This window comes from Spirosoma sp. (assembly GCF_048594605.1).
Taxonomy (GTDB): Bacteria; Bacteroidota; Bacteroidia; order Cytophagales; family Spirosomataceae; genus Spirosoma.
The window spans coordinates 1-13285 of sequence record NZ_JBMDWV010000080.1; the positions used below are offsets into that span (position 1 = coordinate 1).

The window sequence follows — 13285 nt, forward strand, 5'->3', positions numbered from 1 at the left end:
GTTTGGCTCGGGTGTACGCCGGGATGGCAAACCAGTCGATCCAACCGGGAATGGCAGCGGCTACGCCCGACAGAAGTCCAGCCGTTATCATCCAATAAGACACCAGCACCATATCAGGATTGTCGTTGAAAAGATATACCCCATCGAAGATAACTGAGGTTGCCAGTAGGCCCAGCGGGAACACTACCAGAATGGGGTGGGCCGCATGCCCGGCCAGTTTTGCTTTACTTTCCATATTACTACGTTTAATCGAGCTAACAGAACATCGGTCTGAGCGGTTAAAAAGGACCCTGGATAGTTAGGAAAAGGGATTGCCCCAGGACGTAACGTACCAGACATTCAATGATTGGTGCGGTAGTAGTTCTGGTTTGTCAGGACGTTCAGTTTGGACAGTTTCCAGGTTTATTTATGGCCAAGTTGACCGCGAGTAGGCCCTCCGGGTCGGAATCGTTGCTGTTGGTAACTCGTTTTTAGCGTCAGCCGAACGTCAATCGGGGTCTGATAAAATACATCAGCCTATCGTCGACAAAATGATACGTTGTCGGATTTGGTTACTAGATTGAACCTGAGCAGGTCGTACTAAGTGACTGGTAAATAGGCCGTTTTCTCACTAATTTATGAATCCCTTTTCCCGATAATACAACTAGCGAGTTCTCAGGGAAATTTCATGTTGATTCCCTATGAACAGATTTTACCTTTTCGCGTGGTTAATCATTGGAAGTCTTATCACCTTATTGACGTTGCCTACTGCATCTGCCCAAAGCATTCGAGGGCATGTTACGGATGCTACTACCGGAGCCGATCTGCCTGGGGTATCTATTCTTGTGCAAGGATCCGCAACGGGGGCCATCACCGATGCCAATGGCCTATACACCTTAACCATCGCTCCCGGTAGTTATACCCTCCGTATCAGTTTTGTGGGATACACGACGCAGAATCAGCCGGTGCAGGTAACGGCCGGGTCTACCACTACGTTGGATGTTCGGCTGGTCGAAAGTCTGGCCAGCCTGAATGAAGTGGTCGTGATTGGTTCGCGATCAACGCAGGCCCGGTCCAGCACACAGACCGTAGCACCGGTAGATGTTATTCAATCGCGTGATCTGATCGCTACGGGGCAAGTCGATATAAGTCAGCAGTTAAACTTTGTGGCTCCCTCGTTCAATTCCTCCCGACAAACCGTTTCCGATGGTACCGACCACATCGATCCGGCTACGTTACGTGGACTGGGACCCGATCAGGTATTGGTGCTGCTGAACGGTAAGCGACGACATAATCAGGCGCTGATCAACCTCAATAGTACTATCGGGCGGGGTTCGGTGGGCACGGATTTGAATTCTATCCCCAGCTCGGCCATTGAACGGGTAGAGGTTTTACGCGACGGAGCCTCTTCGCAATACGGTTCCGACGCTATTGCGGGCGTGATTAACCTGCGCCTGAAGGAACAACCGGGTACCACCGTGAATGCCCAGTTGGGCCAGCAGTACAAAGGCGACGGACAAGTCGAGCAGGTGGGCATCAATCATGGATTTAAGCTGGGGGAGAAAGGATTCCTGAGTTTAACCGGCGAATTCCGGCATCGGGGGGCCACCAATCGGGCAGGCACTTATACCGGACCGGTTTATCTAAACTGGAACGCGAGTCAGCAAACCGGCGAAACCGCAACGGACTACGTAGCGCGACGGCAGCGTCTTTATCAGCAGGATCAGGCGTTGATTCAGCAAAACAATTTTGACCTGCAAAACAACCTGCAGGTCGGTCAGGCGCGGGTCGAAAATGCCGGTTTTTTTCTGAATGCCCGCGTGCCAATCAACCGCAGCAACGCCAGCTTCTACGCAACAGGGGGGCTGAATTACCGGCGTGGACTGGCGGGGGGCTTTTACCGGTATCCGTACCAGACAACACAGGTCATTACGTCTTTATACCCGAATGGTTTTTTACCCAATATCCAGTCGACCATTAACGACCAATCGCTGCTGGTGGGCGTCAATGGCGAGACGAAGGGCTGGCGCTGGGACGTCAGCAATGTATATGGCGGTAATTCGTTCCGTTTCGACGTAACGAACTCTAATAATGCTTCACTGGCTTACCTGGGCCCGGCTAACAATCCAACTGCTTTCTATGCCGGAACACTCAGTTTTTACCAGAATACGTCCGATGTCAGCGCAGCGAAAGATTTTGGAAAACAACTCGGGCTAACTTCGTTCAACGTAGCGGCTGGTGTTACGTACCGCAATGATCAATACCGGATCAGGTCGGGTGAAGCGGCATCGTACCTGAATTTCAGTCCACAGTCGGGGCAGGTAGGGGGAGCACAGGTATTTCCGGGTTATCAACCCGCGAACGCCGTTAATGCTCACCGGCATGTGTACGGAGCTTACCTGGATGTAGAATCCGACGTGACGGAGCGGCTGCTGCTGAACGTAGCCGGGCGGTACGAATATTACAGCGACTTCGGGGGGAATCTGGCAGGAAAGCTGGCCGCCCGTTACCGCTTCAGCGAAGCCTTCTCGCTACGTGGTTCGGTCAGTAACGGGTTTCGGGCACCAAGTCTGCATCAGCGATATTTCAGCGCCATCAGTACAGTCTTTGTCTCTACGGGAACGGGGCTGGAACCTCGTCAGACGGGTACGTTCCGCAATGACAGCCCTATTGCGCAGGCGTTCGGGGTGCCATCGCTTGGTGCTGAACGGTCGACAAATTTTAGCGTAGGCATTACGTCCCGGCCACTGTCGAATGTGAGCGTTACGATTGATGCTTATCAGATCAATATTCAGAACCGGATAATTTACAGCAATCAGTTCTCGCGCGGTACGTCTGGCGCCGGATTAATTGTGGCCACAATTCTAAACAACGCAGGACAGACGGACGTAAACAGCGCGCAGTTTTTTGCCAATGCGGTAGATACGCAAACGCAGGGTCTGGACGTAGTAATTGCCACGAATCCCCGCCTTTCGACGGGTACGCTCGACGTAACGCTGGCGGCTAACTTCAACCGGACGAAAGTGGTGGGCGACATCCGGCGACCCGCCAATATTCCTACGGATGCTACGTTCGGTAATTTTCTGTTCAACCGGCAGGATAGCGCCCGACTGACACTAGCCCAACCCCGCAGCAAACTTCAGTTAACGTTCAATTACCGCCTGCGTAAGTTTGGCGCCGTATTGCGGGTGTCTCGCTTTGGAGCGGTCGACGCTTACGACCCGGCCAATCCGGCTCTTGACGAAAGCTTTACGCCTAAATTTATTACCGATCTGAACGTATCCTACCGTATTTTAAAGAACCTGACAATTACGGCCGGAGCTAACAACCTGTTCGACATATATCCTGATCCGTTGCGGATAACTAATTACCCAACAGCGGAGCGTTATGGATCTGCAGCGCTTGATAATTCGTCGTTTGGGCGGTTTGTCTATGGCCGGGCAGCTACACAGTTTGGCTTTAACGGAGGGTACTATTTTATGAACCTGTCGGCGGCTTTCTAACTCAATTTCTATCGTCCTGTACAAAACCCTTATTGGCACAGTCAGGTATCAGTCAGGCGGCCGTATCCTCACAAATTTACTACGCTGGCATTGTAATCCGTTTGCATAGTCTAGGTTTTACCTAATCAGAATCAGGCTCAATTTACAGCGTGAGCCTCTGTGTTGTAGCAATACGGTTAGCCAGAAGATCTAAAACTTTTAATCAACAGCCCACACCGATGGTTACTCTTCAAGAAACCTTCCTGTACAATCATGAAATGTAATGACAAAAGCGGCAACGCCAATTTTAGATTTTCTAAAATACTTATAGTTGAGGATAATGACGATCAGTGGGTAATCATTCAGCAAGCCCTGCGCCAGTGCCTTAGTGAGATAACCGTCGTGAGAGCGGCTACTGTTCAGAAAGCTATTACGTTGCTGGAAACATGGCGCCATCAGGAATGGGAAACCCCTAAACTTATTCTGCTGGATCTGTATATACCTGAAAAAACCGATGGATGGCAACTGCTCAGGCATATTAAAACGATGTCAGCCAATTATAGCCGAATCCCGATTGTTGTATTTAGTTCCTCTAATGTTAACAGTGATATTGTGGAATCGTATCAATTGGGCGTCTCTTCCTATGTGGTTAAACCAACCAATTTCGCTGACTGGTTGGCGTACTTGCAGGAATTGCGCAGCTACTGGTGGGAAACGGTTACTCTGCCGCCTGTCCAGTATGGCTTTTAGCTGACGGGCTTAACGGCTTCCGTAGCAACGGTACGCACCAAATCTAAGGTCTACAAAATACTCCGCTACACAGATTTGCTGAGTGTTTATTACGTATTGAAATATACTGGTCCCGTACAGACTTGCCTTTTCACTGTACGCACTACGTATAGAATTACCTCAGGTAAGCTTCGTGAAGAGTTGGTTCCAATTCTTCACGAAGCGCTTCAAGCCATAGCGTTCCTGGGCTAACTTTTGGGCGTTTTCCCCCATTCGGGCTGCTTCATCCGGATTGTCGATTAAAAACTGCATCCGTTCAGTAAGTACGTCAGGATCGTTAGAGACAAACCCATGAACCCCATTCTCAATTACGGTAGGGAGTTCTGTTGTTGCCAGAGCTACAACAGGCATGCCTATTGTCATTGCTTCAATAACGGCCAGTGGAAGGCTGCTGTACCGCATTGGACTGAATAGAAACCGGTACTCTGCTACGGTCCTGTGCAGGTTTCGGTAGTGAATTTCACCTAAACCACCGATGGATTGCGCATCCATACCTACGCTTGTCAGCGGTACCCGATCCCGAAGAAGTTGAAAAAGGTCATAGCCTGCAATCCGACCTCGATGCTGCATGTTATTAATGACGCAGATGCCTTCAGCGCGGTGACCCCTGTAGTGGATGCTCGGGTCGATGGCTACACTATGCTCAATGACATGGGTTGGCGTATTGCCATTGTCCCACATAAGTTGGTTGAAATACGTAACATGAACCAATTGCAGATTGGGATTCTCTGCCGCCGGATGGCGCGTATGGGTAGGGTGTGGCTCGGGCGTGTTATGTTCGAGGTAGATACCGGGCAATTGACGCTGTTGCTCAGACAGGATTTCGTATTGGTCGATCTGATAATTCTGGGGAGTCTGAAAAATGATCAAGTCCAGATGGATATTGCTGATCTGATCGGCCGGAATCTCCCGAACGTAGTCGGGCAGCGTAGAGTCTTTCCCCCGGCCAATATAACCTTCAGAATCATCCGATTTTATCGGTAAATACCAGTTGTGTTCGGTTTGCGTAATCGCTGTAAGGTAGGCACCGTGAATATGCCAGATTAAAATCGATAGTTTTTTCATCAGTAACGTATTACGTCTCTAGGTAAACTGTTTCAGGCTTTGGTATAAGTGAATCGCTTCATTGACAATACGTTCTGGAGTAGCCTCAACTTCCCGCACAACGCGATGACGTTGCCCATTCAGAGGTGCCCATTCATCGGGATCAGCGGAAGTGAAAATAACGACGCTGGGTACGTGACAGGCCGCTGCCACATGCGAAACGCCTGTGTCATTACTAACTAAGAACGCTGATTGACGTAGAACAGCCGCCAGCGTTATCAGGCTGGTTTGGCCTGTTAAATCGATAACGGAATGGCGCATCTGATCCTGAACAGACTGGGTGATGGACTTTTCGGCCGCACTTCCCGTCAGCACAATCGCGAAGTGCTGATCGGCGAGTTGATCAGCTACGTGGGCAAAATTGGTTTCAGACCATCGTCGCCCTGAGATTCCCCCGGAATGAATACAGACGTAGGGCTGGTTAAGCGTTTGTAAAGCTGCTGGAATAGCTGCTGGTGTTGGCGGAAATTCAAGGTCGTAGTCTGTCGAATTGATGCCCAGAAATGTCATCAGTTGAACGTGACGCCTGACTTCATGCTCCTGAATAGGATAGGGAAACCACAGTGCCGGTTCGCCCAGGCGCTGTTCGGGTTGATGCTGGGGAAAATAACCTGCTACAGCTTTTGCTTTAAACAGGCTTAGCATGATATTGACAAACGTACCGCTGCCCTGCATCTGAATGGCTACATCCCACTTCCGGGTCTGCATTTGCGCCAGAAATGCTACCGTCTGAACAGAGTGCACTGGCTGTTCCGGAAGACCCGGCCAACCGGGGAATGAAATAAACTCGTCGAAATAGTCTGGGTATAAATCGACAAACTCAGAAGCCCAGGGCAAACTAAGCAGGGTAATATGTGCAGTTGGGAAGGCGCGTCGTAAAGCCCGGAAAGCAGGTACGGCACACAGCAAATCGCCTAGTTTCAACGCCCGAAACACAACGATACGTTGAGGAGAGTAGCCCAGATAGTGAGTTAATTTATCCATCATGAAAACCGCAAATACCTACCAAAACCAAACCTGATGCTTTACCGCACCGTAGAGCCGCCAATACACTGATAGAAAGGGCGAAACAGTCGCTATCAACCCATTTTTGGGTAGCTCTCGGAAGGGTTGATTCACCTGACGATAGATGATTAGACCCGTCGTTATCAAAAGCCAGCTTAGCCCACCTGTTCTCACCAGAGATTTATTGCCGCCTATAGCCCCGCCGACGACTGCCAGAGCGCTGCCAATTACTCCATAATAAGCCCCGACCAATCCTCGATAGTGCGGAATACGCATTTGGAAAAGATCGGGATACAGTTTATAAAGCAGCGCGTCATACTGATTTTTTCGCTCGTCGGTTAAAGGTGCATACCAGGGCGCAGGACGTAGAGGATGTTGTAGGAGGGCTTCTGGACAGGATTCAATCGGTATCCCCGCTTGTATGAACGCAAACTGAAGCGCACTGTCTTCACGCCAGGCCATGTCGAAAGACTCGTCGAAACCACCTACCCGCTCTAAGGCGCTGCGCTTACAGAAACAGTTTGCCGTCACAAACTCCGCTGTTTCTAAAAAAGCCGTAGTACGTTCATGGGCAGTTGGACGTTCTGGAAGGGGCATTTCTATCCGGCCTGTCACGACGGAAGCACCGGCATTGAACCGTTTTAAGGCAGCTTTTAGCCAATCGCACTGAGGAATGCAATCATCATCTGTGAAGGCAATAAATGAGCTTTTTGCGGTTCGCCAGCCCCGATTTCGGGCCGCTGCCGGCCCGCTACGCTGGGGTTGTCCCAGATACGTTATCTGAAGGTTCAATTGATGGCTTATATTGTTGACAAGTGTAGCGGTTTGATCATCGTTACCGTCGTCCACCACAATAACCTCAAACTGGTCATTGGACAAGGTTTGCTGAGCTAAAGCCACCAGACACCGTTGTAGCAAGGCTGGCCGTCGGTAGGTAGGTATCACTACGCTGAACAGAAGGTTATTCATAAACGGGCAGAAATTCTTTTGAGATGGCTTCGCTTTCGCGTGACCAGGACGCTCCTGTTTTAACCAGCATAAATGAACCAATTACCAGAGCGTCAAGGGGCGATGTCCAGAACGACTCTACCGCATCGCGGGGCGTACAAACTACGGGCTCGCCCTGCGTATTAAAGGACGTATTAATTAACACTGGAACGCCGGTACGTTTTTCAAATGCCTTCAACAAGGCATAATAGGACGGATTTTGTTGAGCGTTGACGGTCTGAATACGGGCGGTGCCATCCGTATGCGTCACTGCCGGAATGTCGTCGCGCCGTTCAGGACGAACATCGTTGACAAAAAGCATAAACGGCGATTTTTGCGCATTCAGAAAATACTGATCGGCCGCTTCTTCCAGAATCACTGGAGCTACAGGGCGGAAGTCCTCACGATCTTTTAAATCATTCAGCCTGGCCTGCATGGAAGCGGGGAAAGGTGGCGCCAGAATGGAACGTGCGCCCAGGGCCCGGGGACCAAATTCCATCCCCTGCTGAAACCAGCCTATGATATGTCCCTGCTCCAGGTACTCGGCCACTTCGTCGGCCAGGTTGGTCAGCCGCCGGTAAGGTAACTTCGACCATTGCAAAAACCGCTCGATTTGCTCATCAGAATAGGAAGGGCCTAGATAAACATGTTCCATTTCGTAAGCCCGCTGGTTGGTTTGCCGTTGCTGGGCATCTGTATACATAGCGGCTCCGAGCGCGGTACCGGCATCCCCAGCGGCTGGCTGCACCCAGATGTTCTGAAATGGCCCCTGGTCACGTAGACGGGCATTCATCACGCAGTTAAGTGCTACGCCCCCAGCCATACATAGCGCATCAGCACCAGTACGTTCATGAAGCCAGGAAATAAGCGTCAGCACAGTTTCTTCCAATACGAGCTGGAGTGAATGGGCAATGTCGAAATGAATTTGCCGAAGTTCACTGCCTTTAGGGCGGGCAGGACCGAATTGCGATACGAAATCGGGTTGGTCGATGGTATATTGCCCATTATCACCCAAATGAATCAATCGACGGAAATAATCGGTGTAAGCAGGTTTGCCGAACGAAGCCAGCGCCATTACCTTATACTCATCCGACGAACGAAGAAAGCCAAGGTAGTCGGTCATGTCTTCGTAGAGTAATCCCAGCGAATGCGGGAGATGAACTTCGCCTAACAAAGTCAGTTGATTTTCTTCGCCCAACCAATAGCTGGTCGTCGCTCGTTCACCACGTCCATCAATGACGATCACGGCAGCTTTGGTATGCGGACTGGGCAGAAACGCACTGGCGGCATGAGCTAAATGGTGATTGACAAACTGCCATTGACCCAGCGTGTCTAATGTAGCACCTCCAAATCGTTTCGCCAGATGAAGCGGTACACCATCGACCAAATGGCCTGGCGCATTCAGGATCGAGGCTAAAAATAAACCCTCGTACGGATTTTGCCAGTTCGGCCCATTCTGTGGATCGATAGGGCGACGAGTTCCTTCGGGACGCAGCGGAATCTCGACGGTCAGCCTTTCACGGTGATCACCCAGTAGTGGTAATGGGTCGAATGAATAGGCAATATGGTCGACATCGGTTAACTGAATACCTGCTTTTTTTAGGCAGAAATCGATGGCATTGTACGGTAATTCCCAGGTCGAAAAAGGAACAGGCCGTTTACCATGTTTAATGTGCGTGAAGCGTTCTTCTTCAGCGGCCGCGAGTACGATTCCGTCACGCACAAGCGCAGCAGCTGGATCATGAAAAGCGGCATTAATTCCAAGCGTATACATAACGTTGAGGTAAGAAGTTAATGGGTAATAGTGCCAGATTCGGTTATAGTGTCAGACGTCACTACGTTAGCTACCGGGTTCAGTAATTTTTTTATAGCGGCAACAATTCGCTCAGGCGTAGCATCCGGCTCGGCATGTTTAGGGAACCTTTGCAAAAGCACATTTCGACTACGAAGGTGTTTGGGTACGTCCACATACAGCACCTGGTTGGGAACCATCCAGGGAATGTGTTGTGGATTTGTTTTGGCGTAGACCACGACTACAGGCGTGCCTACAGCCGCTGCAATATGAACGGGTCCAGTATTGTTCGATACCAGTAACGGAGCATTGGCAATAAGACCGCAGAATTCAGGCAAAGCCAGCCGACCAGCCAGGTTATAAGCACCTTTGCCGATCCACTGTCGAATCTGTTCTGAATAAGCCCACTCGGAACGGCTTCCCGTAAGAATAATCTGCACGTCTTCGTCATGAATAAGTTGCCTGCTTACCTCGGTGAATTTTTCGGCTGGATAGCGTCGTTTCTCCTCACTTACACCCGCATGCAACAATATCCAGGGCTTGTTCAAATCAACACCAAGTTCTGTTAGTACCTGTTGGGAGGTTTCCCGCGCTCCAGAAGGTAGACAGATCGAGAGTTTTTTCTGGTTGGTTGTGGCTCCGATTGCACGTACCAGGTCCAGTTGGCGAACAACCTCATGGCGGGTGGCTACTAATACTTCAGGATCGGGTACCCAGTCGGTTAGCAAATGGTATGGGTTCTCACGGCAGTACCCCAAGACTCGTGGGATTTGGGCCAGATAACATAACATAGCCATTGGCAAAGGATTCTGACTTTGAACCGTAAAGACAATGGCAGCATCGAACTGGCGTTGCCGGAGCTGATCGACTATGGCAACTAAAGACGACGGTTCTGGTGCCTGACTATCCGATTTAACCCAGGGCACATCGAAAATAATGATGTCGTCGATATATGGAATCAGTCGGGCAATGGCAGCACCTGCAGAAGAAGTTAATAAAGTTAACTGGCAGTTTGGGAAAGATTCTTTTAGGGCTCTAAAGGCAGGCGTCGTCATCAATACATCACCCAGATTGTCAGGCCGGGTACACAGGATTCGCCAGCCGTCGGGCCAGGGTTTTAACGTCGTCTGTTTCATATTATACAGGAGTTGGCGCTTTGACCTGAGTTTGCGCAAGTTGATCGGCGGCTTCTTGTAAGGAATTTACGGTGAGTGTTGGCGTCCGATAAGGTCCTCCGATCCAATCGGTTTCATTACCCCGGTTTACCAGCATGGTTCGGCAACCAGCCCGATTCCCAGCTTCCACGTCATGGAGAATATCGCCAATCATCCAGGATTCACTCAGGTTTAGGTGCAGTTCCTGAACTGCTCGTTGGAGCATACCGGGTTTAGGTTTTCGGCAGTCGCAGGTCATTACGTAATGACTCACTGTACCCAAGGGATCGTGTGGACAATAATAAAACCCGCTGAATACGACGCCAAAGGGCGCAAATAGATCAGCTATACGTTCCCATACAGCCGGTAGTGCTGATTCCGTAAAATATCCCTGTGCAATACCTGACTGATTGGATATAACGACTAGCTGGTAACCTGCCAGCTGCATACGCTGTAAGGCTGGACCAGCGTCCGGATAAAGCTCGATCTGAGTTGGATTGACGTTATACGGTACGTCAACAATCAGGGTTCCGTCTTTATCAAGAAAAATCGCTTTGTTCATCATACCTATCCGCTATTCTTTGATTGCTACGGTTCTTGATGTCGCAGCTGGTTTAAGGGTGGCAATGGGAGATAACGTCGACGGATATGTAGTTGGAAGCGCCCAGGCCAGTATCTGCTCATACAAGACAGCCGTTAGCTCAGCGACACGTTGCCAGGTGTAATTGGCTTGCACGTGACTGACAGCCTGATTACCTAATAGTAAACGGAGCTTACGGTTAAAAAGCAGAGCGGCTAGCTTAGCCGCCAACGCTTTGGGCTGATTGGGAGGGACCAGAAATCCGGTTTCGTTGTCGAGTACGGTATGTTTAATTCCTCCCACAGCTGAGCCGACGACTGGCGTGCCACAGGCCATTGCTTCGAGGGGGGTAATACCAAATGGCTCATACCAGGGCGTAGTGACGAATACGTCGGCAGCACTATAATAATAGCGTAGATCATCCCGGTTTCGACTACCTGTGAATGTCACCCATTGTTCGACACCGATCTGACGGGCCAGTTCCATTAATCGGCCAATTTCAGGAGTCAGGGTAGGATCGGGCTGAGTGGAATCACCCCCTACGATGAGTAATCGTGCTCTGATTCCATATTCCCGATGAAGGGTGGCCAGGGACTGAACGACGTTGTCAACACCTTTGCGCGGAACCAGACGCCCCAACTGCAACAGGATGGGCTCGGTTGTTTCACACCCAATAAGGAGCCGAGCCAATGCTTTATCGACGGGATAGAATTGCTGATGATTGAACCCATTCGGAATCAGTGTGATTTGCGCAGGAGTCACCTGGTACAATTGAATCAGGTCTTCGCGATCCTGAGGGCAAAGTGCTATTGTGGCGTTGGCCTGTTGGATAACGCACTGCTCAATGGCATCTCGGTCCTCAGGAAACCGATCAGAGTCTGCCTGATAGCGTTTACGGACTTTGCCCAGTGCATGAAACGTCACGACGAATGGAATTTCTAATTGCTGCTTTATCTGACAGGCTACGTAACCTGACATAAAAAAGTGGGCGTGAACCAAAGAATAGGGCCGGGTCTGCTGTTTGAAAAAGTGGATCATTCGCTGAGCGAACTCGTCCATGTGGGGCATCAACTCTTCTTTAGGGATAGAGGCTACTGGACCAGCCTGGATGTGAATGACGCGGACACCAGTTTGCCACTCAATCACTTGAGGTTGGCTGGCATCGTACCAGCGCGTAAATACATCGACCTGGTGTCCTAGCTTCGCCAGGTGCAGGGCCAGTTCGGCTACGGCAATATTCTGACCACCGGCATCGATACCACCGATCGTTGCTAATGGAGAAGCGTGTTCGGATAATAGAGCTATTTTATGACTCATTTTCAATGGCTTACTAAACGAGCCGATACCTGGCTTGAGTGCTTGCTAGGTGAAACGGTTCCCTGTTTTTCAGTTAGTTAGTAATCCATTGAACCGCTTTAGATAGCGCTTGGCTGATAAAGTCAGGTACATTGTTCGTCAAGTGAGACAACGGCCCAGCCATTTTCAAATTGACAATTTGTTTGCACTTCTGATGAACTGTCTATTAATTTTTACCCCCCTGTTACTGTCTACTCGACATAAATTCAGGATACGGCTATAGAAAAAACGTTACCCTTGGGTGAGCAGAGGCTGCTTTGTCGTTACATCTACCATACCAATACATACAATTCTTTTTTATGACTGACTGATGAGCTATCCGGCATGTTGGCGGGCCTGGCTGTCTGCGGTTGGATAAGTATCCAAACATCTCATTATCTGAAGTTCAGGATTGGAAAAGCAGCTTTGTTAAGAAGTGAATTCTGAAGGATGAGCAGCAACACTAAACTTTAATTGCGGGGAGGTGTAAAAGCCAGATGCTTTTAACAACGACTCTTTTTGGCTGTCAGAGGCACGATGTTTACTGTCCCATTGCCTCAATAATTCGTACGGATGGATTTATTTTCGTCGTCATTTGTTAATTTAAAATCAGTATTAGTTAATGAATATTTATAAAAACTTCGTTCTTGTTCATTAACAGGCTTTTATGTGTCAATATTCACCTTCTCTCAAAACCATGGAAACTATTCAACTCACTAAACGTGACCGGGCCGCCACCATGCAGCGCATCCTGCAGGCACTCGAACACATCCTCACCCAACAGGGACTCCAGGGCCTCTCCATCCAGGCACTGGCCCAACAGGCCGACGTCAGCAAAGTGCTCATCTACCGCTACTTCGGCAGCATCGAGGGCCTGATCGACTACTACCTCCGACAGGGACGAATCGTGCCCCACTTCCCCCCAGACTGGCTGGCTCTGCTCCAGCCCATCCACCCCCACCAGCCCAGCAGCAGCCGGGCCCATCAGACCCTGCAGCTCTTCCGCCAGTTCCGCTCCTCACGAGCCGCCCGGGAAATGCTGCTGGCCTCGGTCAAGGAGAAGGACGAGCTGGCCCAG

General features: G+C 50.1%; 11 protein-coding genes. 3 read left to right on the forward strand and 8 right to left on the reverse strand.

Features of this window, described 5'->3' with window-relative positions; genetic code table 11:
* The coding region (locus tag ACOJS8_RS04670; RefSeq protein ID WP_420147369.1) for a DUF2231 domain-containing protein at nucleotides 1–235 on the reverse strand (235 nt) is incomplete at its 3' end.
* Between the two features lie 445 nt (nucleotides 236–680).
* On the opposite strand from ACOJS8_RS04670, the gene ACOJS8_RS04675 reads away from it, so the two are divergent.
* Together ACOJS8_RS04675 and ACOJS8_RS04680 are read left to right on the forward strand one after the other, a co-directional pair.
* Nucleotides 681–3482: a TonB-dependent receptor gene (locus tag ACOJS8_RS04675; protein WP_420147370.1), complete on the forward strand. Its 2802-nt coding sequence runs from the start codon at nucleotides 681–683 to the stop codon at nucleotides 3480–3482.
* Between the two features lie 252 nt (nucleotides 3483–3734).
* On the forward strand, nucleotides 3735–4211 hold the full coding sequence (locus tag ACOJS8_RS04680; RefSeq protein WP_420147371.1) for a response regulator: 477 nt from the start codon (nucleotides 3735–3737) through the stop codon (nucleotides 4209–4211).
* 159 nt (nucleotides 4212–4370) lie between these two features.
* Here the strand turns inward: ACOJS8_RS04680 and ACOJS8_RS04685 are convergent, their stop codons facing one another.
* The 7 genes from ACOJS8_RS04685 to ACOJS8_RS04715 are packed head-to-tail and all read right to left on the reverse strand — an operon-like array spanning nucleotide 4371 to nucleotide 12189.
* On the reverse strand, nucleotides 4371–5315 hold the full coding sequence (locus ACOJS8_RS04685; RefSeq protein WP_420147372.1) for a glycosyltransferase: 945 nt from the start codon (nucleotides 5313–5315) through the stop codon (nucleotides 4371–4373).
* An 18-nt stretch (nucleotides 5316–5333) separates the two neighbouring features.
* On the reverse strand, nucleotides 5334–6341 hold the full coding sequence (locus ACOJS8_RS04690; RefSeq protein ID WP_420147373.1) for a glycosyltransferase family 9 protein: 1008 nt from the start codon (nucleotides 6339–6341) through the stop codon (nucleotides 5334–5336).
* Nucleotides 6342–6356: 15 nt separating this feature from the next.
* A complete protein-coding gene (locus ACOJS8_RS04695) occupies nucleotides 6357–7328 on the reverse strand; it encodes a glycosyltransferase family 2 protein (RefSeq protein WP_420147374.1) in 972 nt (323 codons plus the stop codon).
* Nucleotides 7321–9120 carry a carbamoyltransferase gene (locus tag ACOJS8_RS04700; RefSeq protein ID WP_420147375.1) on the reverse strand — a complete coding sequence of 600 codons (1800 nt, stop codon included), beginning with the start codon at nucleotides 9118–9120 and terminating at the stop codon, nucleotides 7321–7323. The genes ACOJS8_RS04695 and ACOJS8_RS04700 overlap by 8 nt, the downstream gene beginning before the upstream one ends.
* A gap of 17 nt (nucleotides 9121–9137) precedes the next feature.
* Nucleotides 9138–10274, reverse strand: coding sequence for a lipopolysaccharide heptosyltransferase II (gene waaF / locus ACOJS8_RS04705; protein ID WP_420147376.1), 1137 nt, complete (start codon nucleotides 10272–10274; stop codon nucleotides 9138–9140).
* A 1-nt stretch (nucleotide 10275) separates the two neighbouring features.
* On the reverse strand, nucleotides 10276–10857 hold the full coding sequence (locus ACOJS8_RS04710) for a D-glycero-alpha-D-manno-heptose-1,7-bisphosphate 7-phosphatase (RefSeq protein ID WP_420147377.1): 582 nt from the start codon (nucleotides 10855–10857) through the stop codon (nucleotides 10276–10278).
* 9 nt (nucleotides 10858–10866) lie between these two features.
* On the reverse strand, nucleotides 10867–12189 hold the full coding sequence (locus ACOJS8_RS04715; RefSeq protein WP_420147378.1) for a glycosyltransferase: 1323 nt from the start codon (nucleotides 12187–12189) through the stop codon (nucleotides 10867–10869).
* A 715-nt stretch (nucleotides 12190–12904) separates the two neighbouring features.
* Here ACOJS8_RS04715 and ACOJS8_RS04720 point away from each other — a divergent pair.
* The coding region (locus tag ACOJS8_RS04720; protein ID WP_420147379.1) for a TetR/AcrR family transcriptional regulator at nucleotides 12905–13285 on the forward strand (381 nt) is incomplete at its 3' end.